Origin of the sequence: Gordonibacter sp. RACS_AR68 (assembly GCF_030418485.1) — a bacterium.
Classification (GTDB): domain Bacteria; phylum Actinomycetota; class Coriobacteriia; order Coriobacteriales; family Eggerthellaceae; genus Gordonibacter; species Gordonibacter urolithinfaciens.
In genome coordinates, this window is the sequence record NZ_JAIPUP010000005.1 from 159,693 (window position 1) to 182,937 (window position 23,245).

At 69.2% G+C, this 23,245-nt stretch carries 23 protein-coding genes; 12 read left to right on the forward strand and 11 right to left on the reverse strand.

Annotation, left to right across the window (positions count from 1 at the left end):
• Positions 1 to 4 precede the first annotated feature (4 nt).
• The 4 genes from sufB to sufU are packed head-to-tail and all read left to right on the forward strand — an operon-like array spanning position 5 to position 4,536.
• Entirely contained in the window at positions 5 to 1,420 is a 1,416-nt protein-coding gene (gene sufB, locus K9U15_RS11695) for a Fe-S cluster assembly protein SufB (protein WP_096228249.1), read from the forward strand.
• On the forward strand, positions 1,420 to 2,868 hold the full coding sequence (locus K9U15_RS11700; protein WP_096228248.1) for a SufD family Fe-S cluster assembly protein: 1,449 nt from the start codon (positions 1,420 to 1,422) through the stop codon (positions 2,866 to 2,868). The genes sufB and K9U15_RS11700 overlap by 1 nt, the downstream gene beginning before the upstream one ends.
• Entirely contained in the window at positions 2,865 to 4,097 is a 1,233-nt protein-coding gene (locus tag K9U15_RS11705) for an aminotransferase class V-fold PLP-dependent enzyme (RefSeq protein WP_154270657.1), read from the forward strand. Before K9U15_RS11700 ends, K9U15_RS11705 begins: the two co-directional genes overlap by 4 nt.
• Positions 4,090 to 4,536: a Fe-S cluster assembly sulfur transfer protein SufU gene (sufU, locus tag K9U15_RS11710; RefSeq protein ID WP_096228246.1), complete on the forward strand. Its 447-nt coding sequence runs from the start codon at positions 4,090 to 4,092 to the stop codon at positions 4,534 to 4,536. The genes K9U15_RS11705 and sufU overlap by 8 nt, the downstream gene beginning before the upstream one ends.
• Before the next feature lie 224 nt (positions 4,537 to 4,760).
• On the opposite strand, the gene K9U15_RS11715 is transcribed toward sufU, so the two are convergent.
• The 5 genes from K9U15_RS11715 to K9U15_RS11735 all read right to left on the reverse strand — a co-directional run bounded on the left by K9U15_RS11715 (position 4,761) and on the right by K9U15_RS11735 (position 8,894).
• A complete protein-coding gene (locus K9U15_RS11715; RefSeq protein WP_154270656.1) occupies positions 4,761 to 5,330 on the reverse strand; it encodes a VanZ family protein in 570 nt (189 codons plus the stop codon).
• 63 nt (positions 5,331 to 5,393) lie between these two features.
• Complete coding sequence (locus tag K9U15_RS11720; protein ID WP_301156164.1) at positions 5,394 to 6,659, reverse strand: ABC transporter permease subunit; 1,266 nt, start codon at positions 6,657 to 6,659, stop codon at positions 5,394 to 5,396.
• Complete coding sequence (locus K9U15_RS11725; protein WP_301156165.1) at positions 6,652 to 7,572, reverse strand: ABC transporter ATP-binding protein; 921 nt, start codon at positions 7,570 to 7,572, stop codon at positions 6,652 to 6,654. Before K9U15_RS11725 ends, K9U15_RS11720 begins: the two co-directional genes overlap by 8 nt.
• Before the next feature lie 21 nt (positions 7,573 to 7,593).
• Positions 7,594 to 8,394: a hypothetical protein gene (locus tag K9U15_RS11730; RefSeq protein ID WP_301156167.1), complete on the reverse strand. Its 801-nt coding sequence runs from the start codon at positions 8,392 to 8,394 to the stop codon at positions 7,594 to 7,596.
• Complete coding sequence (locus K9U15_RS11735) at positions 8,391 to 8,894, reverse strand: RNA polymerase sigma factor (protein WP_096228241.1); 504 nt, start codon at positions 8,892 to 8,894, stop codon at positions 8,391 to 8,393. The genes K9U15_RS11730 and K9U15_RS11735 overlap by 4 nt, the downstream gene beginning before the upstream one ends.
• 187 nt (positions 8,895 to 9,081) lie before the next feature.
• Between K9U15_RS11735 and K9U15_RS11740 the strand changes: the two genes are divergently transcribed.
• On the forward strand, positions 9,082 to 9,987 hold the full coding sequence (locus tag K9U15_RS11740) for a DUF2268 domain-containing protein (RefSeq protein ID WP_096228240.1): 906 nt from the start codon (positions 9,082 to 9,084) through the stop codon (positions 9,985 to 9,987).
• Positions 9,988 to 10,006: 19 nt separating this feature from the next.
• Here K9U15_RS11740 and K9U15_RS11745 read toward each other — a convergent pair whose 3' ends face one another.
• The 4 genes from K9U15_RS11745 to K9U15_RS11760 form a co-directional block, all read right to left on the reverse strand.
• Positions 10,007 to 10,768, reverse strand: coding sequence for a M23 family metallopeptidase (locus K9U15_RS11745; RefSeq protein ID WP_096228239.1), 762 nt, complete (start codon positions 10,766 to 10,768; stop codon positions 10,007 to 10,009).
• A 15-nt stretch (positions 10,769 to 10,783) separates the two neighbouring features.
• On the reverse strand, positions 10,784 to 11,212 hold the full coding sequence (locus K9U15_RS11750) for a 6-carboxytetrahydropterin synthase (RefSeq protein ID WP_301156169.1): 429 nt from the start codon (positions 11,210 to 11,212) through the stop codon (positions 10,784 to 10,786).
• Between the two features lie 99 nt (positions 11,213 to 11,311).
• Positions 11,312 to 11,629: a hypothetical protein gene (locus tag K9U15_RS11755; RefSeq protein WP_194073893.1), complete on the reverse strand. Its 318-nt coding sequence runs from the start codon at positions 11,627 to 11,629 to the stop codon at positions 11,312 to 11,314.
• Positions 11,630 to 11,769: 140 nt separating this feature from the next.
• The gene (locus K9U15_RS11760) at positions 11,770 to 12,144 is read right to left on the reverse strand and encodes a VOC family protein (RefSeq protein WP_096228237.1); all 375 of its coding nucleotides are present in this window, start codon (positions 12,142 to 12,144) and stop codon (positions 11,770 to 11,772) included.
• Positions 12,145 to 12,504: 360 nt separating this feature from the next.
• On the opposite strand from K9U15_RS11760, the gene proC reads away from it, so the two are divergent.
• The gene (gene proC, locus K9U15_RS11765; protein ID WP_123674161.1) at positions 12,505 to 13,308 is read left to right on the forward strand and encodes a pyrroline-5-carboxylate reductase; all 804 of its coding nucleotides are present in this window, start codon (positions 12,505 to 12,507) and stop codon (positions 13,306 to 13,308) included.
• A gap of 111 nt (positions 13,309 to 13,419) precedes the next feature.
• Here proC and K9U15_RS11770 read toward each other — a convergent pair whose 3' ends face one another.
• Entirely contained in the window at positions 13,420 to 14,823 is a 1,404-nt protein-coding gene (locus K9U15_RS11770) for an MFS transporter (RefSeq protein ID WP_301156171.1), read from the reverse strand.
• A gap of 392 nt (positions 14,824 to 15,215) precedes the next feature.
• On the opposite strand from K9U15_RS11770, the gene K9U15_RS11775 reads away from it, so the two are divergent.
• The 3 genes from K9U15_RS11775 to K9U15_RS11785 are packed head-to-tail and all read left to right on the forward strand — an operon-like array spanning position 15,216 to position 18,378.
• Positions 15,216 to 16,235, forward strand: a complete 1,020-nt coding sequence (locus K9U15_RS11775) for an alpha/beta hydrolase (protein ID WP_301156173.1) — start codon at positions 15,216 to 15,218, stop codon at positions 16,233 to 16,235.
• On the forward strand, positions 16,208 to 17,725 hold the full coding sequence (locus K9U15_RS11780) for an alcohol acetyltransferase (RefSeq protein ID WP_227115399.1): 1,518 nt from the start codon (positions 16,208 to 16,210) through the stop codon (positions 17,723 to 17,725). Before K9U15_RS11775 ends, K9U15_RS11780 begins: the two co-directional genes overlap by 28 nt.
• Complete coding sequence (locus tag K9U15_RS11785) at positions 17,722 to 18,378, forward strand: DUF6320 domain-containing protein (protein ID WP_096228234.1); 657 nt, start codon at positions 17,722 to 17,724, stop codon at positions 18,376 to 18,378. The genes K9U15_RS11780 and K9U15_RS11785 overlap by 4 nt, the downstream gene beginning before the upstream one ends.
• A 433-nt stretch (positions 18,379 to 18,811) precedes the next feature.
• On the opposite strand, the gene K9U15_RS11790 is transcribed toward K9U15_RS11785, so the two are convergent.
• Positions 18,812 to 19,825, reverse strand: a complete 1,014-nt coding sequence (locus K9U15_RS11790) for a DUF559 domain-containing protein (RefSeq protein ID WP_301156174.1) — start codon at positions 19,823 to 19,825, stop codon at positions 18,812 to 18,814.
• Positions 19,826 to 20,545: 720 nt separating this feature from the next.
• Here K9U15_RS11790 and K9U15_RS11795 point away from each other — a divergent pair.
• From K9U15_RS11795 to K9U15_RS11805, 3 genes are all read left to right on the forward strand, one after another.
• A complete protein-coding gene (locus K9U15_RS11795) occupies positions 20,546 to 21,250 on the forward strand; it encodes a response regulator transcription factor (protein WP_096228684.1) in 705 nt (234 codons plus the stop codon).
• 216 nt (positions 21,251 to 21,466) lie between these two features.
• A complete protein-coding gene (locus K9U15_RS11800) occupies positions 21,467 to 22,378 on the forward strand; it encodes an ATP-binding cassette domain-containing protein (RefSeq protein ID WP_301156175.1) in 912 nt (303 codons plus the stop codon).
• On the forward strand, positions 22,371 to 23,243 hold the full coding sequence (locus K9U15_RS11805; RefSeq protein ID WP_301156176.1) for an ABC transporter permease: 873 nt from the start codon (positions 22,371 to 22,373) through the stop codon (positions 23,241 to 23,243). Before K9U15_RS11800 ends, K9U15_RS11805 begins: the two co-directional genes overlap by 8 nt.
• The last annotated feature ends 2 nt before the right edge of the window (positions 23,244 to 23,245 follow it).

Here is a 23,245-nt window from a genome sequence, read left to right on the forward strand (position 1 = left end):
CCGCATGCCAAAAGAATTCCGTACCTACGTCGAAGACGTCGACCGCACGCTGTACGACGTGCATGACGCGACCGACGCCTCCCGCTACCTCGACGCGGGCCTCACGCCCGACATCGTCCGCGAGATCTCGGCCAAGAAGGACGAGCCCACCTGGATGCTCGACTTCCGCCTGAAGGCGCTCGACACCTACCAGCGCATGGAGGCACCCGACTGGGGCCCCGGCCTCGAGGGCCTCGACATGGACCACATCGTGACGTACGTGAAACCGAACGCCGAACAGGCGAGCGACTGGGACAGCCTCCCCGACGACGTGAAGAACACGTTCGACCGCCTGGGCATACCGCAGGCCGAGCGCGCCTACCTGGCCGGCGTCGGCGCGCAGTACGACTCCGAGCTGGTGTACCACAACATGCAGAAAACGGCCGCCGACTTAGGGATCGTCTACTCGGGCATCGAGGAGGCGCTGCGCGAGCCGAAGTGGGAGGCGCTCATCCGCGAGAAGTTCATGACGCTCATCCCGCCTGCCGACCACAAGTTCGCCGCGCTGCACGGCGCGGTGTGGAGCGGCGGCTCGTTCGTCTACGTGCCGAAGGGCGTGCAGCTGGACTTCCCCCTGCAAAGCTACTTCCGCCTGAACGCGAAGGGCGCGGGGCAGTTCGAGCACACGCTCATCATCGTGGAGGACGACGCCAGCCTGCACTTCATCGAAGGCTGCTCGGCACCGAAGTACAACGTCGCGAACCTGCACGCCGGCGCGGTGGAGCTGTTCGTGGGCAAGCGCGCGCATCTGCGGTATTCCACGATCGAGAACTGGTCGAAGAACATGTACAACCTCAACACGAAGCGCGCCGTGGTGGAGGAAGGCGGCGGCGTCGAGTGGATCAGCGGGTCGTTCGGCAGCCACGTGGGCTACCTCTACCCCATGTCCATCCTCGCCGGGCGCAAGGCGACCAGCAGCTTCACCGGCATCACGTTCGCCGGCGCGGGCCAGAACCTCGACACCGGCTGCAAGGTGGTGCTGGCCGCGCCCGACACGTCGGCCACCGTGGAGACGAAGTCCATCTCGAAGGGCGGCGGCACGTCCACGTTCCGCTCGTCCATCGTGGCCACCGAGAACGCGCGGAACTCCGCCGCCAGCGTGTCGTGCCAGTCGCTCATGCTGGACGACCTCAGCCGCTCGGACACCATCCCGGCCATGGACATCCGCTGCAAGCACGTGGACATCGGCCACGAGGCCACCATCGGGCGCATCGGCGACGACAAGGTGTTCTACCTGATGAGCCGCGGCGTGTCCGAGGAGGAGGCGCGCACGATGATCGTGAACGGCTTCGCCGACCCCGTGTCGAAGGAGCTGCCACTTGAGTACGCCGTGGAAATGAACAACCTGATCAAGCTTGAAATGGAAGGGGCCATCGGATAATGGGAACCCTCACGATAGAACACGCGAACGCGATGCCCGCCCCCACGTGGCACCGGCTGAAGATGAACGATGCGGACATAGAGCTGCCCGCCGAGCTGAGCGCCGCCCAAAAGGCGGAAGTGTCATGCGAGGAAGGGCTGCGAGGGGAAGCTGATGCGTTCGACGCCGCTTTGGAGGCCATGGACGCAGGTGCCTTTGAGGGTGCGATCAACATGCGCACGGCCGACCCCCTTCCCGTGGCTACCTCGCCCATCACGTCCGCGGGTAACCCTCCCCCCTCCATGGCCGCAGGCGAGCTCGGGGATGAGACCAACAAGCGCGCGGCCGATCGCGGTGACTCCGCAGTTGAACCCGCAAGCGTCCCGACGTCGGCTGCGCACCAGGTTGATGATCAAGAAGTCCTCCCTGCAGCCATGGAAAGCGGAGCTCTTTCGCAGGTTAACGACCAGGCGAATCCGTCTGCAGCCATAGAGGACGGGGCTCTCTCCCTCTACCAGCAGCAGGCGCTCGAGAACCTTTACCTCGCTCCTTCCGACGTGTTCGCCACGGGCATGGGGGACGAGGCGCGGGAGTACCTCGAGTTCGTGGCGGGCGAGCCCATCGTGTTCGCCACGCGCCCTGGCGAGCGCACCTGCGCCACGGTGCGCGTCGAGGGCGTGGACGGCGCGGCCAACGCGGCCGCCATCGACGTCGTTGCCGCTCCGGGCTCGTCGCTGTCGCTCGCCATCGCGCTCGATTCGCCCGCACCGGGCGCGGGCGTCGTGGGCACGCGGCTGCGTGTGTTCGCGGGTGCCGACGCGCGCGTGGACATCATGAGCACGCAGACGCTCGACGACTCGTGGATCGCCCTCGACGACGCGGGCATCGTGGCCGACGAGCGCGCCCGCGTGCAGGTGCGCCACACCGTGCTGGGCGCGGGCCGCTCCTACACCGGGCTCGACGCCGACCTGCGCGGCGACGACGCGCGCCTCGACATCGACACGCGCTACCTGGCCCGCGGCGACCAGCAGCGCGACTTCAACTACGTCGTCCACCAGCGCGGGCGCCGCACCGTCTGCAACCTCGACGCGAACGGCGTGCTGGCTGGCCGCTCGAGCAAGACGCTGCGCGGCACCATCGAGCTCGTGCACGGTTGCAAGGGCTCCGTCGGCTCCGAGCAGGAGACGGTGCTTTTGGCCGACGAGCGCGTGGTGAACCGCACCGTGCCCGTCATCCTCTGCGACGAGGACGACGTGGCCGGCAACCATGGAGCCACCATCGGCCACATACGCCCCGAGCAGCTGCTCTACCTGGCCAGTCGCGGAATCTCGCCCGACGACGCCGAGCGCCTGTTCATCACCGCCACGTATCAAGGAGCGGCCATCGACGCGCCCGACGAACGCACCCGAACCGCCGTCGCCCGCCTCGCCGCCGCGCGCGGGATCGACATAGAGGAGGCCGTCGCATGATCAACCCGATCGATATCGCCGCGAACCCCTACAAGCAGGACTTCCCCCTGCTGGCGGCCAACCCCGACCTCGCCTTCCTCGACAGCGCGGCCACGGCCCAGCGCCCCGCCGTCGCCCTCGACGCGCAGCGCGACTTCTACGAGACCATGAACGCGAACGCGCTGCGCGGCCTCTACCGCCTGTCGGTGGAGGCCACCGAGGCCATCGAGGAGGCCCGCGCCCACGTCGCGCGGTTCATCGGGGCCGCCGACGCGCGCGAGATCGTGTTCTGCCGCAACGCGAGCGAGGCGCTCAACCTCGTGGCGCTCGCCTTCGCGCCCACCGTGCTCGAGCCGGGCGACGAGGTGTGCATCACCATCATGGAGCACCACTCGAACCTCATCCCTTGGCAACAGGCTTGCCGCGCCGCGGGCGCGCGCCTCGTGTACCTCTTCCCCGACGAGGACGGCGTGATCTCGGAGGCGGAGCTCGACGCGAAGATCGGCCCGCGCACGAAGATCGTCGCCGCCGCGCAGGTGTCGAACGTCCTCGGCATCGAGAACCCTGTTCCGGCCATGGCCCGGCGCGTGCACGCGCACGGGGGCTTCATGGTGGTGGACGGCGCGCAATCGGTGCCGCATATGCCCGTGAACGTGCAGGAGCTCGGCTGCGATTTCTTCGCATTCTCGGCGCACAAGGCGCTCGGGCCCTTCGGCGTGGGCGTGCTGTGGGGCAAGCTCGACCTGCTGGAGGCCATGCCGCCCTTCCTCACGGGCGGCGAGATGATCTCGTCGGTCACGCAGGACGGGGCCGTATGGGCCCCGGTGCCCGAGAAGTTCGAGGCCGGCACGCAGGACGCCGCCGGCATCGTGGGCACCGCCGCCGCGCTCGGCTACCTCGAGGGCATCGGCTGGAACGCGCTGCAGGCGCGCGAGCAGGCGCTCGTGCGCACGGCCATGGAGCGCATGGCGGCGCTGCCGTACCTCGAGATCATCGGCCACCCCGACCCGGCGCAGCACCACGGCGCCATCAGCTTCAACGTGCGCGGCATCCACCCGCACGACGTGGCCAGCATCCTCGACGAGCACGACGTGGCCATCCGCGCGGGGCACCACTGCGCCCAGCCGCTGCTCGCCTGGCTGGGCGTGGAATCGTGCTGCCGCGCGTCGCTCGCGTTCTACAACGACGAGGGCGATATCGACGCGCTCATCGCCGGCTTGGACACCGTTTGGAGGACCTTCAATGGCTAGCATCTACACCGCGGCGCTCATGGAGCACAACGCGCATCCCGACTACAAGTACGAGATGGACGAGCCCACGTGCACGCACGACGGCGTGAACCCCAGCTGCGGCGACGAGCTGACGCTGGCGCTGCGCCTCAACGGCGACGTGATCGAGGAAGCCGCTTTCACCGGCCACGGCTGCGCCGTGAGCCAGGCGGCCGCCGACATGATGGCCGACCTCGTCACCGGCGAGACGGTCGACGAAGCGCGCCGCCTGAGCGGCCTCTACCTCGACATGATCAAGGGCCGCCCGCTCACCGACGAGGAACGCGAAGACCTCGACGAGGCCGCCGAGCTGGCGACCATCTCCCGCATGCCCGCCCGCGTCAAGTGCGCCGAGCTGGCCTGGAGGACGCTGGAGAAGCTGTTGGAGAAGGAAACGGCAGCAGGACGCGAGGCGCGGTGACGCCAAAACTGGGGCCTTCTGCCAGAAAACGGCCGGTTTGGCAATCGAAAAGCAGCTTGAACGACGCGACGCGAGAAGCCAGACCGCGTTTCCCTAGCTCACGTTTTCTGGAAGCGTAGCGGCCTTGGAGGAGGTTTGCCAAACTGCTCGTTTTTTGACACAGGCGCCCGAATTCCGTAGCAAAGCCCGCAGAGCCGGAGCCGCAGACTGTCATCCGCCAAGCCTTAAACGAGTTCGTCCCGCTTAGGTGCGGCAAGGCGCTCCCACGCCTTCCACAGGCCGAAGCCGATCAGGCCGCCGGCGACGTTGAGGATGACGTCGTCCACGTCCACGACGCGGTACAGGTAACCTGCCACGGCGAGCCCCACGACCAACTGCGCGAGCTCGATGGCAACCGAGCAGGCTGCGAGGACGAGCGCCGCCGCAGGCAGCCGGCGCAGGCGGTCGGACAGCAGCGGAAGCATGAGTCCCAGCGGCACGAACATGAGCACGTTGCCGCCCACGATGATGGTCGCGATCGACCACCACCAGCCGGTTTGCGCCGCATCGGCCACCGTGCGCGCGATGCCGGCGAAAGGCACGAGATTGTACGAGATCCCCCAAGTAGGCGCATAGCCCATCCCGCCCTCAACCGGCAGCGGGAACAGCGTCACCGCCGCCACCGCGCCCACATAGGCGGTAAGCGCCAGGTAAAGGCACGTCCGTCTCGCCCCTGTTCGGCGCACAAAGCACACGACCAGAACCGCCACGAGCGCAACGCCTGTCGGCACGACCACGAATCCCCGCTCCAGCATCGCCGCACCCGCCTTTCGCCGCACCCGCTTACGTCAACCTCCATTATACCGACGGCAGCGCCCCTACATCACCTGGTGTCGCCGGAAGGCGCGGGCGGCGAGGGGCGCGCAAACGGCCAGCACGACCGCGTACAGGATCGCGAGCAGTCCCACCAGGTCGATCACAAGCGGCCCTAGGGGATACGACACGAGCGAGTTGTAGAGCACCTGGTCGTTCAACGCGTTGATCGGGAACAGGTAGAGCGCGTGCAGGATCGCGCCGCTGCCGCCCGAGGGGATCATGCCGGGAAGGAAGACAAGCGCGGCGCACACGGCGAAGATGGCCAGCTGGGAGCGCAGCTTCGACGATAGCAGCAGCGTGAGGGCCGCGAGGCCGAGCGTCATGAGGTAGCCGAGCCCGATCGCCGTCCACGCGGCCTCGGCCATCGTGAGGTCGTAGGGGATGCCGAGGGCCAGCACCTGCACGGGCAGATCGCCGCCCTCCGCGCCGAAGAACGCGAGCGCCACGCCCACGATGACGGCCGTCGCCAGCGCATAGTACGCGGTGGCGAACAGAAGCGACGCGACGATCTTCGCCGCCACCAGCTTGGAGCGCCCGTAGCGCGCAGCCAGCAGCACGGCGTCGGTGCGGTCCTGGTACTCGCCGGCGAACACGGGCGTCAGCACCACGCACACCGCCACCATCGCGAACGAGAGGAAGCCGAGGCACGCCAGCACGTCGCCCCATCCGCCGGCGTAGCCGTACGAGAGCGGCTCGCCCACCGCGGCCTGCTTCTCCGTCCAATAGGCGCGCTCGGCGTCCGAGTACGCCCAGGTGCCGCCCATGCCGTCGTCGAGCGCACGCTGCAGCGAATCCGCGACGGCCCCGTAGAAGCCGGCGACGTCCTCGTCGCCCAACTGCGCCGCCACTTGGTACTGCTCCATCGAGCCCGCGATCCACGGCGAGAGCAGGTACGAGTAGTACGTGTCGTAGATGGCGCGGAACTCGTCCTCGTCGTAAGCCTCCTTCATGACGGCGTACGCGGCCTCGGCGCTCAGGCCCTCCACCTGGGCCGGATCGACCTTCGAGAACGCGAGCGCCCGATACGCGGCCACCTCCTCCTGCACGCGCTCGACGGTGAGCACGCCCTCGTGCGCCTCGGCGCGCGCCTTCTGCTGGGCAATGGCGGCGGTGCCGCCCAGAATCTCTCCCGTGCTCGACGACGTCTTCGTCTGCACCACGTTGAGCGCCATGATCACGCAGAGCAGCGCCATGATGCCCGCGCTCACCATCTGCGACGTGCGCCGCGCGAGCAGCTTCTTGAACTCGAACTTCACCAGGTCAAGCATGTCGGCCTCCTTGGGAAACGGATGCAACGGGCTCGACGGGCTCCATCGCCTCGTCTCGGAACACATGGAGGTACACGTCCTCCAGCGTCGGCTCGAGCGGGCGCGCGCACGGCACGGGGGGCTCGTCTGCCACGACGCGCGCCACCGCATGGCCGTCGGCGGCGTAGTGGACGTTGCTCACACAGCTCGTCGCGGCCAGCGCTTCGGCCTGCCGCACGTCAACGTGGCACTCCCACACCTTCCCCGCAACGGTGGCCACCACCTCGGCCGGCGCGCCGCGCATGATGAAAGAGCCCGCGCGCATGACCAGGATCTCGTCGGCAACGTACTCCACGTCCGACACGATGTGCGTGGACAGGACGACGATCTTGTCCTGCGCGAAGCTGGCGATGAGGTTGCGGAAGCGCACGCGCTCCTTCGGATCGAGCCCGGCCGTGGGCTCGTCGAGCACGAGGACGGCTGGGTCGTTCAGCACGGCCTGCGCGATGCCGAGGCGCTGCTTCATGCCGCCGGAGAACGTGCGCACCTTGACGCGGGCCACGTCGGCGAGCCCCACCGTCTCCAGCAGCTCGAGCGAGCGACGGCGCGCCGCGTGGCGGTCGATGCCCTTGAGCGCGGCCAGGTACAGCATGAAGTCGAGCGCCGTGAAATCGGGGTAGTAGCCGAAATCCTGCGGCAGGTAGCCCAGGCAGGCACGGTACCCGTCGCCGAGCGCGCGCACGTCGCGGCCGTCGAAGCGGATCTCGCCGGACGTGGGTCGCAGCACGTCGCACACCATGCGCATGAGGGTGGTCTTGCCCGCGCCGTTCGCGCCCAGAAGGCCGTACACGCCGGGCCCGAGGGTCGCCGACACGCGGTCGACGGCGATCTTCGACCCGAACTGCTTGCTCAGCCGGTCAATCGTCAGTTCCATGGAGGTTGCTCCTTTCTTTCGCTATCGTAGGGTCGAGGAGGACGCGAGCTTGTCGAGCCCGCCCGCGATGCAGCCGAGCCACGCGCGCGCCTCGCGGGCGGCCCACGCGGCCGAGGCCGCCGCCACGAGCGCCCACGCCCACGCCGAGGCCTGGGCGTACGCGTCCGGCACCAGGGAGAACGCCGCATAGGCCGCCGCCATCACCAAGAGCGTCCACGCGAAGCCGAGCGGCAGCGCCTGCGACGGCGGGCAGCGGCGCACGAGCACGAGCGCCCCCGCGCACGAGAGGAAGTACGGGGCGCAGGCATGCACGAGCGAGGCGAAGGGATCGGCCCCCAGCAGAAGCGGGGCCGAGAGCACGATGGCCGTGAGCACCGCCACGTCCGAGCATCCCAGCACGATGAGCCGCGCGAGCGCGACCGCCCGGCTGTCGAAGCGGCAGGCGTACTCGAGCTCGGCCACGCGGTTGGCGGCGCTGGACAGCAGGTCCGGCAGGCCCACGAGCACCGTCGCCGCCGCCAGCACGCCCGAGGCGAGCGAGAGGTCGCGCGGGGCGCTGTCGCCGAGCAGGCAGAGCGCCACCATGGCGGCCACGAGCGCGAGCTGGGCCGCCCACACCTGCGGGCGGATGAAGCGCGCCTGCGCGGCCACGAATCCGGCGAACGACATCGGCTGCGCCGCCCCGCGCGCCGGCAGGGCCGCCTCGGCGCGCACGGCCGCGAGGGTCGCGGCCTTGGCATCCGCGTCCGGCCCGCCGCGCTCGGCGCGGTAGTGCGCCCGCAGCAGCTGCTCGACCTCGCGTTTTCCCATTTCGCCGCTCATGAGCCTTCCCTTCCTTCCAGCCCCCGCTTCAGCTCGGCCAGCGCCCTGTTGAGCCGGCGGTTCACCGCGAACCGCGACACGCCCAGCACGCTGGCAATCTCACCCACCTTGAATCCCTGGTCGAAGCGCAGCTCCACCACCTCCCGCAGGTCGGGATCGAGCGCCTCCACCAGCGCACCCACCTCGCTGCCCGCGCACGCGGCCGCCGGGTCGGCGTCGGGCGAGCGGTCGGGCACGTCCACGTCGAGCGGGGCGGCGGGCGGCCGCTTCGCGCGCGCCGCGTCGATGCAGAGGTTGCGCGCGATGGTGAACAGGTACGCGAGCGGCTTGCCGTCCGACGGCGAGCACCCGCTGCGCACGAAGCGCAGGAATGTCTCCTGCGCCACGTCCGGCGCGTCGTCGTAGGACGGCGCATGCCGTCGGCAGTACGCCAGCACGTCGTCGTAGTGCTCCTCGACCAAGCGATCGAACGCCTCGCCGTCCCGCAACCGATTCTTCAAGCCCCGCTTCACCTCCTCTGCCCTGTATAACGAATCCTACCCGCGATCCGTGCGGGCGCCGGTGAAAAAACCCGGATCGCCCGCCCCCCAACGATCCGGCATCCGGCGGCGGAACCAGACTCCCCCTTGACCCTCACGCGGCGTGAGGCCGTAGCATGGGGCGCGCACCCGACAGAAAGGACACCTCATGAACGTGCAACCCGTTCGCTCCGACGCAGCCTACCGCGCCATGATGGCCGCGCCCGCCGGCAAGCGCGGCGACCTGTACCGCTACGAGCTCATGGCCCCCTTCAAGGAGAAATGGGACTGCTACCGCGTGCCGCTCAAGGCGGCGGAACCCGGCGGCTACGACGTGGTCATGGCCAGCGAGATGCTCGGCATCCTGCCGCCCGCCCAGGTGGACGAAAACCGCGCCGAAGCCGTGCGCCTCCTCGGCGACGACGCCTTCTGGGACGCGTGCCGGCGCTCCGTCGAGCGCTCGCTCTCGCGCTTCTCCGCACGCGGCATCGAGCTTCCGCGGCAGGACTACCGCTTCACCGTGCTGCTGGCGAACCCCGGCCATCCCGTCGTGCGCGCGAGCGAGGGCTACTGCGGCGACGGCGGCATCCCCGGATCCATCCTCGCCTGGCTCGACCCGAACGAGTCGACGATGCGCCGCCTGCCCGCCGCGCTCGCGCACGAGGCGAACCACAACGTGCGCTTCCAGTTCGTGAAGTGGAGAGACGACATCGCGCTCGGGGAGATGCTGGTGAGCGAGGGCCTGGCCGAGAACTTCGCCGTGGAGCTGTTCGGCGAGGAGCTGGCGGGGCCGTGGGTCACGCGCACCACGCCGGAGGCGCTCGCGCAGGTGAAGCCGCTCGTGCGCGCAGGCCTGGAAGCACAGGGCCTCGCCGAGCTGTCCGCCTACCTCTACGGCGACGAGACGGCCGCGCTCATGGGCTACCCCACGCGCGGCGTCCCCTACTGCGCCGGCTACGCCTGCGGATACCACCTGGTAAGGCGCTTCCTCGACGAGACGGGGGCCGACATCGCGGAGGCCACCTTCCTGCCCGCCGCCGACATCCTCGACGCCGCCCGCGGCTTCTGGGAGTGAGTCAAGGGGGCTGCCGGGCCTATTCCCCTCCCGAGGGCTCCACCCTCAGGCCGCGCGTGAGGAACGGAGGGAAGTCGTCGTAGGCCGCCGGCGGAACCGGCCGCGGATCGGCCGCAGCATAGTTCGGCGCAGGCGCGGCCGCGACGCCCGCGAACCGCACGGGCACGCCCGGCGAAGTGTAGAAGCTCTGCCCCTTCTGGATATGAAAGTGCAGGTGCGGATGCGAGCTGCAGCCCGAGCTTCCGCAGAATCCGACACGCTGCCCGCGTTGCACGTGCCGGCCCGCCTCCACCAGCACGCCGCCCGGCCTCAGATGGCACAGGCACGAGAACTCGTCGTTCCCGTGGTCGATGAGAACGTAGTTGCCGCGAATGTCACCGCCGCCGAAGTGCACCGTCTCATCAAGCATGATCTGCGCATTCGGGCACGACGTCCCCACTTCCGCCACGACGCCGTCGGCGGGCGCAAGCACCGGCAAGCCGTAGCAGTAGTACGAGGCAGGATCGGCCGGATCGGCGTCGGGCGGGCAGTTGCGCCCCTCGTCGTCGAGCACCACGAAGTCGTAGGCGTAGCGCTGGGTGAGCACGCCCCATGAATGCGACGTCTCCTTGTCCACGCCGCCGTTGACCACCGTCCAAGCACCCTCGAACGGCAGGGCGTACTCCTCCTGCGAGGCCCCCTTGCGCTTGTCGGGCTCCTTGCCGTTGTAGCGAACGGCCATCGCCATGAGCCCTCCGACCTGCTTCGCCGACTGTAAAAAGAGCGCGGCTTTCTTGCCCACGGCGACCCCTTCCCGTCAGCGCTGCAGCGGGCGGTAGACGGCGCAGTTGTTCGGCGTCTCGTACATCTCCACCTGGGACACGGGAAGCCCCTGCTCCGCCAGGCAGTCGCAGAAGTAGCGCGCCAGGTTCTCCGCCGTGGTGCGGAAGGGCACGATGAACAGGCTGAACCCCTCGGCCTCGAGCGCCGCCAGCGTCGCCGGGGCGAGCGAGCCCTCCTCCACGAGGAAGGTGTGGTCCAGCGCGTCGGCCAGCTCGCGCACCGCGCGCTTGAACACGCCGAAGTCGAGCACCATGCCCTTCATCGTGCCCTCGGTTTGCAGGTCGTCCACCGCCAGATGCACCACCGCGCGCCAACGGTGGCCGTGCAGATTCTCGCACTTGCCGTAGTAGTCGGTGAGAAAATGGGCCGAATCGAAGCTGGCCTCGGTCTTCAGTCCGTACATGCATGCTCCTTCGCCTTCGCCGCGTCGTTTGCCGCATCATAGCACGGAAGTCCGGCGCTCTTCATCGGGGCAAGGCGACCGTTCCAGATGGCGTCAGCTTCAGCCACGTCGCCGCATTTCGCAATGCAACGTTTCGCGTCTCTCGACTTCATCCACGTCGGACCACGAATCTGGCTGCCGGCTCGCGGCCTTGGCGGCGAGAACCCGCTGGCTCAATACGAGCTCCTCCCGGATAGACGACGATACGAGGATGGCCAACGCGGCGCTCGCAAAGGTACCGACAAAGTAGCACTCGGCAAACTCCTTGGCATCGAGCATCTTGAAGCGCGCGATGCCCTTGGCCGCCGGCACGAAGGCGCTTGCGCCGTACTGCTCGCAGGGCGCAAGCGCGGAGATGACGGTTCGCTCCGTTGCCATCGATCATTAGCAGCAGTATTCGTTGCTATCATTGTCTAGCAACGAATACTGCTGCCAGAGCGCAGAGCTTCCACCATGAGAGGCCCGGGATTTTCGAGCCCCGGGCCTCTAAGCTCCGTTAGCGACCTAGGCCCGCGCCGCTACTCGGCGTAGTCGTGGATCACGGCCTCGATGTTGTTGCCCTCGGGGTCGTAGACGAACGCTGCGTAGTAGCCGGGATGGTAGTCGCGAGGGCCGGGGGCTCCGTTGTCGGTGCCGCCGGCGGCGAGCGCCGCCTCGTAGAAGGCCCTCACCTGGGCGGCGTCCTCTGCGAGGAAGGCGACATGCGCGGGGACGGGCTCGGCGCCCTCGGGCAGCGGGGCCACCCACATATCGCCCGGCTCGCCCTCCACGTGCAGCTGCAGACCGCCGGGATACTCGATGCCCCGCACGTAGCCGAGCGGCTCCAGGGCCGCCGCGTAGAAGGCCTTGGCTCCCTCGACGTCCTTCACCTTCACGCTCATATGGTCGATCATCGCGATCCTTTCTCTCGGGGAATGCCGTCGCCGGCAAGTGTAGCACGCCAGGGCGCACCCGCGCCCTCCCTGCAGCGCCCGGAACGCCGGCGGCCGCCCGCGTGCAGCCGTGCCCCCGCATGCAGAGCGCCTGCAGAGGCTCGCGCGAGGAACGCGGCAGGCGTGCCGGGCGCCCCCCCCCCGACCGAGCCGGCGCGAGCAGGGCCGAACGCCCCGTCCGCCCGAATCCGAACAGGCTGCCCGCCCAAGCGTGCAGTTTTGCTGACGAGCAGGCCGCCGGTTCGCCATCTCGGACCACCTACGGGCCCGCGTGCCGTACAATCGGGGAAACGCTTTCAGACGCGACGGAAAGAGGACCCTATGGCAGACCAGGTCAACGCCCCTTCGTTGGGCTTCATCGGATTCGGGAACATGGCGCAGGCCATGGCAAGGGGGCTCGTGGAGGCGGGCGCGCTGCCGGGCGGGCGCATCTACGCGACCGCCGCGCATTTCGACAAGCTGCAGGCGAGCACGGCCGCGCTGGGCGCGCACGCCTGCGAGACGGCGCAGGACGTGGTTCAGGCGAGCGACTTCGTGGTGGTAGCCGTGAAGCCGCACCTCGTGGCGCAGGTGCTCGAGCCCGTGCGCGACATGCTGGCCGCGCCCGGCAAGGCCGTGATCTCGGTGGCCGCCGGCTGCGGCTTCGAGTTCTACGAGGAGGTCCTCGCGCCCGGCACGCACCACCTGAGCACCATCCCCAACACGCCCATCGCCGTGGGTGCGGGCGTGGTGGCCTGCGAGCAGCGCCATTCCCTCGACGATGCCGAGCTTGCGGCTTTCGAGGAGCTGTTCGGCCAGGTGGCTCTCATCGAATGGGTGGACGGCAAGCTGCTGTCCACCGCCAGCGCCATCGCCGGCTGCGGCCCCGCCTTCGCGGCCATGTTCCTGGAGGCGCTGGGCGACGCCGGCGTGAAGCACGGGCTGCCGCGCGCTGCCGCGTACCGCCTGGCCGCCCAGATGATGATGGGCACCGCGAAGCTGCATCTGGAGACGGGCACGCACCCCGGCGCCATGAAGGACGCCGTGTGCTCGCCGGGCGGCACCACCATCAAGGGCGTCGCCTCGCTCGAGAAGGACGCCTTCCGCGGCGCCGTGGTGAACGCCATCGACGCCATCGAGGGTTAGGCGCCGCCGGCTGCAGCCGGCACCCAACCCGCACCGGCGCCGGCGCTGCACGCCCGCGTGCGGGCGCGCCGCTGAGCGCCATGACCGGCCCGGCGCCCGCCGCCCGCGACATCAGCCCTTCCGGCGACGCAGGCGGTATGCGTAGACCAGCGACACGAGCAGGCTCGCCACGGCGATGCCGATGGCAATCTCCATGGTGTGCGCGAACCCCTCATCGTAGGCAGCCGCCCTAGCCAAGCCGCGCGACGTGCCGGCGAGCACGTCGGCGGACAGCACGCCCACGAACAGCGACGAGCCGATGGCCGAGGCTATCTCGATGAACGCCGAGTTGATGGACGAGGCATGCGCGTACAGGCTCGACGGAAGCTGGACGAGCGCCGTGGTCTTCGAGGGCGCCACCACCAGGCCGAGCCCCACGTAGGCCACGGCGGAGGCCAGCACGACCAGCGCGAGCAGCGGGCGTCCCGCCGCGAGCGCGACGCCCGCCAGTCCGAGCGCCGTCAAGGCGAAGCCGAAGGGCACAAGGGGCCAGATGCCCCTCCTATCAAGCAGCCGTCCGCCCACGACGTCGGACAGCGCGTTCGCCAGCACCGGCCCAGCCAGCAGCGTGCCGGCGAGGAACGGGGAGAACCCCAGCGCCCCCTCGTAGTACAACGGCAGCAGGATGCTGAGCGAGAACGATGCCATCATGCCCAGCATGACCAGCAGCTCGCCCACGGCGAACCCGGGGTTCCCGAGCGGCCTCAAGTTGAGAAGCGGGTCCTTCAGGGCCAGCTGGCGCCAGGCGAACAGGCCCAGCACCGCCACGCCGGCCGCCAGCACTGCGAGCGACGGCAGCGGGTCGCGGAACACCTCGCCCAGCCCGTAGACGAGCGCCCCCAGGCCCACCAGGCCCAGCACCACGCTCAAGGGGTCGACCGCGCCCGCGCCGCGCGGCCCCACCTCGCGCAGGCGGAAGAACCCCACGGCAAGCAGCAGCACCGCCAAGGCGAGGGGCAAGGCGAACAGCGCGTGCCGGCCGAGCCCCGTGAGCACCAGGCCGGACGCTACGGGGCTCACGGCAAGGCCCGCCGCCACGGTGCCGCTGTTCATGGCCAGGTGCGTGCCGCGCCTGGCCGGATCGGAGTTCGCCATGATGAAGCTGGTCACGGCAGGGTAGAACAGGCCGGTGCACACGGCCTGCACGAGCCGCCCCGCCAAAAGCACCCAGAAGTCGGGGGCGAGCAGGGCCAGTCCGCTTCCCAAGGCAAGCGCGCCGCAGCCTATGAGGAACACCGTGCGCAGCCCCAGGCGCCGCAGCAGGAACGCCGCGAGCGCGATGGACGTGGCGGCCACTACCATGTAGCCGGTCACGAGCCAGTTCGCCGTGGAGAGCGTCACGCCGAACTCGTCCGCCACCTGCGGCAGGGCGATGTTCATCATGCTCTGCGCGAACGAGGCGGCAAACGAGCACGCGAGCAGCAGCGGGAGCTGCGCACGCGCCTCCTTGCCACCCGCCTTCACCGTCGTCCGCACCGCACCGCCTTTCCTCGTCCTGCCCATGCCGCCGCCCGCAAAGCACCGCGGGCGCACGCGCGCGAGATGCGCCCGCGGCACGCGCGACCGACAGGCTCCGCCGCCGAACCCCGCGCGGCGCGCGGGGCTATCGCCGACCAGTCTAAGCGCGGCCGCCGGGGGGCGGCCGAACCGTTGCGGACATGCAACCTCAAGGCGCCTGCCACGCCGCCGACGAGGCAGTTCGCAGCCACCGGCGCGGGGCTCGCCGCATGCCGGGACCGTGAGGCCCGCGCAGCACGCCCCACGCTGCGGCGCGCTTGTGCTACGATGGCACGCGAGGGAATCGCGGCGCCGCTGCCGCGCAGGACGACCCGGCAGCGGCGCCGCCACCCCGGGAAAGGACGGCATACATGCCCATCAACAAGGCGGTGCTCGCCGCCTTCAAGGCGGCAACGCGGCTTCGGCCGGACATCAAGGAGTTCTACAAGGCGCAGCGCGTGGCCGAGGACCTGAGCGCCAGGCTCGCCATCCCCAACCCGCGCTGCCGCATCGACGACATCACGGCCCCCATGCCCGACGGCTGCGCGCTCCCCCTGCGCGTGTTCACCCCGCTCGACATCGACTTCTCGTTGGCCGAGGGCTTCAAGGTCACGGAGGACTTCCGCGGCACCGTGCTGTTCTTCCACGGCGGCGGCTGGGTGAACGGCGACGTGGACTTCTACACCGACGCCTGCAGCACGATGGCGCTGCGCCTGGAGCGGCGCGTGGTGTCGGTAGACTACCGCCGCGCGCCCGAGCACCGCTTCCCCCAGGCTCCCGAGGACTGCTACGAGGTGGCCCGCCAGCTGCACGCGGGCGAGCTTTTGGCCGACGTGGACCCCGACCATATCGTGCTCTTCGGCGACAGCGCCGGAGGGAACCTGGCTGCCGTGGTGTCGCTCATGGCCCGCGACCGCGGGGAGTTCCTCCCCCGCACGCAGATGCTGCTCTACCCCGTGACGTACAACGACCATGATCTCGCCACCTCGTTCTTCGACTCCGTGAGGGACAACGGCGAGGACTACCTGCTCTCGTCGCGCGACATACGCGGCTACATGGAACTGTACGCCTCGTCGCCCGCCGACCTGCACCGTCCCTACTTCGCGCCGCTGCTGGAGGGCGACCTCTCCCGCCAGCCGCGCACGCTCGTGGTCACGGCCGAGTACTGCCCCCTGCGCGACGAGGGCGAGGTGTACGCCCAGCGCCTGGCCGACGACGGCGGCGACGTGCAGTGCTACCGCGTGCTGGACGCCGTGCACGGCTACCTGCTGTACCCCACCGTGTTCAACATCGTGAAGGACACGTACCGCATCATCAAGCAATTCCTCGATGGCGACCCGCTCGTGCAGGAAGGCGAACCGACGTGGCTCGGACTGCTTGGTACCGACTAGACAACGTAGGGAAGTTCTACTCGTCGCAGGCGGGCAGCTCCGCCCAGACGGTGTTCCGCTACGCGGCGACGATGGCCGACGACGTGGACCCGGCGGCGCTGCAGCGCGCGCTCGACCGCACGGCGGAGATGTTCCCCGGCTTCAACGTGTGCCTGCGCAGCGGCATGTTCTGGCACTACCTGGAGCAGGCTCCCCAGCCGCCCGCCGTGCACGAGGAGAACCTGCCCATCTGCTACGGCCTGCACGTGGACGCGAAGAGCGTGCTCATCCGCGTGAGCTACTACCGCGCTCGCATCAACCTGGAAGTGTCGCACATGGTGTCCGACGGGCGCGGGTCGCTGAGCTTCTTCAAGGCCCTGCTCTACGCCTACGTGGAGGAGCGCTACGGCGTGGAGGGACTGCCGCAGGAGTACGACGGCTCGGATCACCAGAAGGCCGAGGACAGCTTCGACAAGTACTTCGAGCGCGACAAGGCGGCCCCCACGCGCGCGCCCAAGGTCTACCGGCTCACCGGCTGGCGCGATGCGGCGGACCCCACGTACCTGGAGTACCACCTTCCCGTCCGCCCAGTGCTCGACCTCGCGCGCGGGCACGGCGTGAGCCTGACGTCGCTCGTCATCGCGGCCATCATGTGCGCCATCCGCGCCGAGATGCCCCGGCGCGAGCGCCACCGCGCCATCCGCCTGGACGTGCCCGTGGACCTGCGGCAGCATTTCAAGTCCACCACTACCAAGAACTTCTTCGGGCTGGCGTTCGTATCCTACGTGCCCGGCGACGAGGACGAGCCCGTGGAGCAGGTGGCCGCGAAGGTGCAGGAGCAGCTGCGCGTGGCCACCGACCCCGAGAGCCTCAAGCCCCGCATGAACCGCATGATAGCGCTGGAGAAGAACCCGCTTCTGCGCCTGGCCCCCCTGTTCGTGAAGGACGCCCTGCTTGAGCTGGCCAGCCGCTTCACGGCGCGCGAGACCACCACGACGCTCTCGAACCTGGGGCGCATCTCCGTGGACGCGCGGGTGGCCCCGTATGTGCGCGACCTCAACCTCCTGACGTCCACCACCGGGCTGAACTTCCTTTTGTGCTCGTTCGGCGACGACCTGAGCATCGGCATATCCACGGCGTATTCGAACCCCGACGTGGTGAAGAACTTCGTCCGGTACTTCTCGGGCTGCGGCATCGAGGGGCTCATCAACATCAACAAGACGAGCGAGGAGGTTGCCGAGGACCGCCTGGAGGCAAGGCTGGAGGCCTCGGTGAAGCGCGCCCGCGGCCAGGCGCCCGCCCGCGGCGGGACACCCGAGCGCGAAACGTCGAAGCGCAAGGCGAAGGCCGCGCGCGGGGCGCGGGCCGACGGGGCGGAAGTAGGGCGCGAGACGGGGGCCGCGCTGGCAGAGCCGGAGCACGGGGAGAAGGCGGCGCGGAAAACGAGGGCTGCGCGAAAGGCTGGCTCGGACAGCGACCAGAAGGCGAAGCGTAAGGAGGCCGGGCGATGAAGCGGTGCGGCAAGTGCGGCGTGTCGTTCACGGGCGACCTGGACCGGTGCCCGCTCTGCCAGGCAGAGCTCTCGGGCAAGGCCGAGCCGTCGGCGTTCCCCAGAAACGAGGTGCGCAAGTCGGGCGCCGTGGCGTTGAGCGTGCTGGCGTTCGTGAGCGGCGCGTGCCTGCTGGCCATGCTGTTCCTGGGGCGGCTGCTGGGCTTGCCGGGCGACATCGTGCTCACCGTGTGCCTGGGCCTCGTGGTGAACTACCTGTTCGTGCGCAACATCCTCGTGCATACGCCCGACTTCCTGCGCGTGGTGGTGCGCTACTTCCTCATCCTGCTGGCCATCGCGGCGCTGTGGTACCTCATCACGCGAAACCCCGTGGTCACGACGTTCGTCATACCCGGCATCTGCCTGGTGGCGCTCGTGTTCGACGCCGTGCTCGTGGCCGTGTTCCGCGGCACGTTCGTGTCGGGCTACGCGAAGTACCTGCTGTTCGACGTGGTGCTGGGGCTGATCCCGCTCGCACTCGTGGCCTTGGGCCTGGCCACATGGGACGTGCCGGCCAACGTGAGCGCGCTCACGGCCAGCGTGCTGCTGCTGGCCCTGCTCGTGTTCACCCGCAAGCAGCTCGTGGCCGAGGTGCGCAAGCTGTTCTCCGCGTGACGGCGCGGCGCGCGCAGGCGCGCGCGTCCGTCGCATCCGCCACCGCTTCGCGCTGCGCAGCGCAGTGCGAAGCGCATCGTGCGGCACAGTAATCACCGGTTTTCTACAGCGGGCCGCGTCAGCAGAGCGGGTCTCGCCTTCGGCGTTACGAACAACCAGGGGAAACACCCGAAAGAGGCGGCCTTCGGGCCCCATCGCGCTGTCCCAGGCCGCGCGCATGTCGAAAACCGGTGATTACTGTGCCAACGGGGCGTCATGGCGCTCGAAGAGCGATGCATCGCCCGCCCGCCCCTCCCCCGCACCGGGCCATGCAGGGAGGGGGGGGGCGCCACGGACAGCGGGTGCAGAGGGGCGCCGGGCGGTGCCACGGCAACCGGGTGCAGGGGGGGGGCGGGCGGCGCGTCGGGCGGAGTCGCTGCCACGCCGCCTTCAGTTACTCGTATCCTATCGGGAGGCCCAGCTGCCTGCGCAGCTCCAGCTTGCGCCCATGGTAGTTGGACGTACGTATCTGCGCGCGCTTGCCCAGGTGCCGGCGGAGCGTTTGCGCTATCGCCTCGGTCGCCGCGAAGCTGTCGAGCTCGTCGTTCGTCACCCCCACCACCGTCCAGCCCATGGACATGAGGGCGTTCGCCCTCCTCGAGTCGGAGACGCGGCTTGCCTCCCCCTCGTGCCACTCCCTGCTCTGGTACTCCACATCGAGCTTCCGCTCCGGCCAGCACAAATCCATGCGGAACGACTTCTTACCGGTGAGGGCCTCGGCCGCCCTGCTCGCCCCGACCTCGTAGTTCATACGGGGAATTCCCAGGCCGTAGCCCCCGTGGCGATGGGGCAGCCCCAAGACGAGGGCCTGTTTCGTCTCCCGCGCCGAGGCCGAGCCGTCGGCAAGGTAGCGAAGGGCACGGCCGACCTTGCGCGCACCGTCGACCGAGGCGTTCCGCGCCGCATAGCCGCCCAACGACCTGACGGATGCCAGGGGCTCTACCCCATAGGCAGCTGCGGCCCCTGTGCGCCGGGTCCGGTACGTTCCACACAACTCGTACCCAAGCTCGAGTATGGCGACCAGGCTCTTCCCCCGGGCGGCTTCCTGGACAAAGGCGAGGGCCGGCACGCAGGCGAAGACGCCGTCGCCCAACCGGTAAAACGATGCGCCCGAAAGAGGGACGGTCAGCGAATGCGACTTGACGGCCTTCGAAGGCCGCCCCAGCGCAGCGCTTCCAACGAGCACGTGCGCAGGCCTTTCGAGGCGCAGATCCGGGTATGAGGCCTCGAGATGCTCGATGGCGGCCTCGACCTCGCCCCTCGCCGGAGCGCGGCTGGGAAGCACCCGTGCTTTCCCCGCAACCGGCGGAAGCGTCCGGGGGGCCGCCGAGCGCAGGATGGCCAAGGCGGTCTTGTGTCCGAAGACGATAGGCGCGCGCTCACGGTCAGGATGGGAGGAGACGGGCATGGAACCTCCTTGCAAGCCCTTTGCTAAGAGGATCTTGCAAGCGTGGTAGGGGAACGGGGGGCACGCCGTTCCTGCTATGGGCTGCTCGCCGAGGCGAAGAGCGCCTGCACTGGCTCCGTGGTGCCGCTATTCTACCAGCAGGCCGCGCATCGGCACAGTAATCACCGCATTTTTACAGATTGGGAAGCAGAGGCTGGCGGCAAGCGGGGCGCAAGCGAGGTGTTCCGACGTTTCCCCTCGTCGCAGAACGGCATTTCGGAAGGCGCAGCCCGAGGTGAAGGCATTCCCCGTCGAAAACCGGTGATTACCGTGCCGGCGGGCCGGCCCGTAAGAACCAACACCCCCGAAACCCTGGCGCTTCCCGCCCCCGCCTTTGGCCGCTAGCGTGGACGGGAGTCGGAGCGGGGGTCGGGGCGAGGCGGGAGCGGGTGCGGATAAGCCCACCTGCGCGCAGGGGGCGCGCTCCCTTGCGAGCCAATGCGGCATGCGATGCGCGGACAGGGAGCCTGCCCTCCTTGGGCGATATGGGCGAAGGCGGGGAGGGTGCGGGGGGGGGTTGGGACGTGGGCGGGAGCGAGCGCGGGTACGCGGGCGTGTGCGAACGCGGATGCGGGGCTTGTGCGAATGCGCGGGCGAGCCGGTACGGGATCGGGGCGGGAACGGGAACAGGGCGGGGAAAGAGTGGCGCCCTGCCAGGCCCGGTTGGGCTACAATACGCGTATGGAACACGCAGCCCGCATCCTCGTCGTCGAGGACGACGAGGACATCAACAACGTGGTGGCCGCCGCGCTCGCGCGGGCGGGCTACGCCTGCGCGCAGGCGTTCTCGGGAAGCGAGGCGCGGCTCCTGCTGAAAGCGGGGGCCGCCGCGGGCGAGGCGCCGTACGACCTCGTCATCACCGACCTCATGCTGCCGGGCTCCTCAGGCGAGGAGCTCGTGCGCGAGATACGCGCGCGCAGCGACGTGCCCGTCATCGTGGTATCGGCGCGCGCCGATACGGGCGACAAGGTGGAGCTTCTGAAGCTGGGGGCCGACGACTACCTGGCCAAGCCCTTCGACCTCGACGAGCTGCTCGCGCGCGTGTCCGTGCAGCTGCGCCACGCTTCCCGCGGGGCGGGGCGCAGCTCGGGCACGCTACGGTTCAAGGACTGGGTGCTCGATGCCGAAGCCCGCACGCTCACAGCCGCCGGCGATCCCGTGAGGCTCACGCGCCTGGAGTTCGGCATCGTGGAGGCCCTCGTGCGCCGGCCCAAGAAGGTGTTCACCAAGCGGGAGCTGTTCCAGGCGGCCTGGAACGAGGAGGCGTTCGTGGAGGAGAAGGCCGTGAACGTGCATGTGAGCAACATCCGCGGCAAGCTCAAGCCCTCCGGCACCGACGGCTACATCGAGACGGTGTGGGGCATCGGCTTCAAGCTGGCCGAATGAGGCGAGACAGGGGGACGGGGATAACGTAACGTTCCCCTTCGTTTCGTTCAGTTGCAGCGCATCGCGGAACGTGACGTTATCCCCGTCCCCCTGTCTCGCCCCTCGCACGGCAAACTTAGCACTTTCTTAACGGTTTCGAAGCGAATTGCTGAACGCCTTTTCCGTATCGTGGTTGGCAGTCAGAGAACGATCCGACGATCGGAAAGGAGCGGAAACGTGAACGTGATCGAAACCAACGGGCTCTCGAAGGCCTTCGGCAGCAAGATGGCCGTCGACCAGTTCGACATGCATGTGGGCCAAGGCGATATCTACGGGTTCGTCGGCCGCAACGGGGCAGGCAAATCGACGGTGATGAGGATGCTCGCGGGGCTCGCCGCACCCACGGGCGGCGAGGTGCGCGTGTTCGGCATGCAGCCGCGCGAGGCGAGCGCGAGCCGGCGCATCGGCGCGCTCATCGAGTCGCCGGGGCTGTACGGCTCCATGAGCGCAACCGACAACCTCATGATGAAGGCGCTCGCGCTGGGCCTGGCCGACCCCAAGGACAAGGTGCGCGACCTGCTGGACCTCACCGGCTTGGGCAGCGTGGGCTCCAAGGCGACGAAGAACTTCTCCATGGGCATGAAGCAGCGCCTGGGGCTCGCGCTCGCGCTCTTGGGCAGCCCCGACCTGCTGCTGCTCGACGAGCCGCTCAACGGCTTGGACCCCGAGGGCGCCCGCGAGATCCGCCGGCTCATCATGCGCCTCAACGACGAGCGCGGCATCACCGTGGTGGTGAGCTCGCACGTGTTGGAGCAGCTGGGGAAGATGGCCACGCGCTACGGCGTCATCCGCGAGGGCCGCATGGTGCGCGAGATGTCCGCCGCCGAGGTCGACCAGGAATGCAGCGATTTCCTGCAGCTGGAGGCCGCGAACCCGACGCTCGCGCTGGCCGTGCTGCAGGAGCGCTTCGCGCACCTGCGCTTCCAGTCCATGCCCGACGGCGCCATCCGCGTCTTCGGCGGGGCGGACGCGGGAGCGGTGGGCGCGGTCCTGAACGAGCAGGGCATCGCCGTCCGCGGCTTGTACGCGCACCGGCGCGACCTGGAGGAGTTCTTCGTTGAGATGATGGGGGCTGAGTACCGTGGCTAATATTCTGAGGATGGACCTTTACCGGCTCGTGCACGGCAAGTCGCTGTGGATATTCCTTGCCGTCATCACGGTGCTGGCCGTTATCAGCGCAGCCACCATGGCCTACATCACCGATCCCGCGTTCGTGCAGTCGATGCAGGCAGCCAGCGCAAGCGGCGCGCCGACGGGCGTGCACATCGGCTTCTCGAACGGGAGCGGCCCGAGCGCGGACGACCTCGCCGAGACGAACGCCCTGGTGACGCAACTTGCCCAGGGCATGACGCCGGAGGCGCTCGTGGGCAACGTGTTCCTCGGCGGAGGCGGGCTCTCCTGCCTGTTCGTCGTGTTCCTCGCCATCTTCCTTGCCGCGGAGTTCGAGAGCGGCTTCAGCAAGAACGTGTTCACCGTGCAGCCGAGCCGCCTCGCGTTCCTCGGCGCGCGCATCGTGGAGATACTCGTGCTCGCGGCGCTGTTCACCGTGATGATCGTCGCAGCGACGCTCGCCACGGCCGCCGTGACGGGCCTCGAGCTCGCATCCTCCCCCCTGCCCGACTTCGCGCTGTGGGGCGTGCTCGTCGCGGTCGTGGCCGCGGGCTTCGGCATGCTGACGGCGCTTGCGGTGTGGGCCACCCGCAAGATGGCGGCGGGCATCGGCATCGGCATCCTGCTGGCCTCGGGCCTGGTGACGCTGGGGATCCAGGGGCTGGGCATGCTGATTCCGAGCCTCTCGTTCCTCGCCGACTACACGCTGTCGTCCTGCATGGGCTCGCTCTCCCTCGGGCTCGGCGGCCCCCTCGGCGCGGGGCACATCGCGCTCGTGGGCGCGGCGTTCATCGCCGTCGCCGGAGCGCTCTGCGCCCTGGTCCTCAAGAGGAAGGACGTCTAGGC

Bases quoted from the DNA above. Each gene is read 5' to 3' on its own strand.
- sufB (WP_096228249.1), top strand. From the start codon at position 5: ATGCCAAAAGAATTCCGTACCTACGTCGAAGACGTCGACCGCACGCTG.
- K9U15_RS11750 (WP_301156169.1), bottom strand. From the start codon at position 11,212: ATGTACGGACTGAAGACCGAGGCCAGCTTCGATTCGGCCCATTTTCTC.
- K9U15_RS11755 (WP_194073893.1), bottom strand. From the start codon at position 11,629: ATGGCAACGGAGCGAACCGTCATCTCCGCGCTTGCGCCCTGCGAGCAG.
- K9U15_RS11740 (WP_096228240.1), top strand. From the start codon at position 9,082: ATGAACGTGCAACCCGTTCGCTCCGACGCAGCCTACCGCGCCATGATG.
- K9U15_RS11775 (WP_301156173.1), top strand. From the start codon at position 15,216: ATGCCCATCAACAAGGCGGTGCTCGCCGCCTTCAAGGCGGCAACGCGG.
- K9U15_RS11785 (WP_096228234.1), top strand. From the start codon at position 17,722: ATGAAGCGGTGCGGCAAGTGCGGCGTGTCGTTCACGGGCGACCTGGAC.
- K9U15_RS11700 (WP_096228248.1), top strand. From the start codon at position 1,420: ATGGGAACCCTCACGATAGAACACGCGAACGCGATGCCCGCCCCCACG.
- K9U15_RS11725 (WP_301156165.1), bottom strand. From the start codon at position 7,572: ATGGAACTGACGATTGACCGGCTGAGCAAGCAGTTCGGGTCGAAGATC.
- K9U15_RS11705 (WP_154270657.1), top strand. From the start codon at position 2,865: ATGATCAACCCGATCGATATCGCCGCGAACCCCTACAAGCAGGACTTC.
- K9U15_RS11795 (WP_096228684.1), top strand. From the start codon at position 20,546: ATGGAACACGCAGCCCGCATCCTCGTCGTCGAGGACGACGAGGACATC.
- K9U15_RS11790 (WP_301156174.1), bottom strand. From the start codon at position 19,825: ATGCCCGTCTCCTCCCATCCTGACCGTGAGCGCGCGCCTATCGTCTTC.
- K9U15_RS11720 (WP_301156164.1), bottom strand. From the start codon at position 6,659: ATGCTTGACCTGGTGAAGTTCGAGTTCAAGAAGCTGCTCGCGCGGCGC.
- proC (WP_123674161.1), top strand. From the start codon at position 12,505: ATGGCAGACCAGGTCAACGCCCCTTCGTTGGGCTTCATCGGATTCGGG.
- sufU (WP_096228246.1), top strand. From the start codon at position 4,090: ATGGCTAGCATCTACACCGCGGCGCTCATGGAGCACAACGCGCATCCC.
- K9U15_RS11760 (WP_096228237.1), bottom strand. From the start codon at position 12,144: ATGATCGACCATATGAGCGTGAAGGTGAAGGACGTCGAGGGAGCCAAG.
- K9U15_RS11730 (WP_301156167.1), bottom strand. From the start codon at position 8,394: ATGAGCGGCGAAATGGGAAAACGCGAGGTCGAGCAGCTGCTGCGGGCG.
- K9U15_RS11715 (WP_154270656.1), bottom strand. From the start codon at position 5,330: ATGCTGGAGCGGGGATTCGTGGTCGTGCCGACAGGCGTTGCGCTCGTG.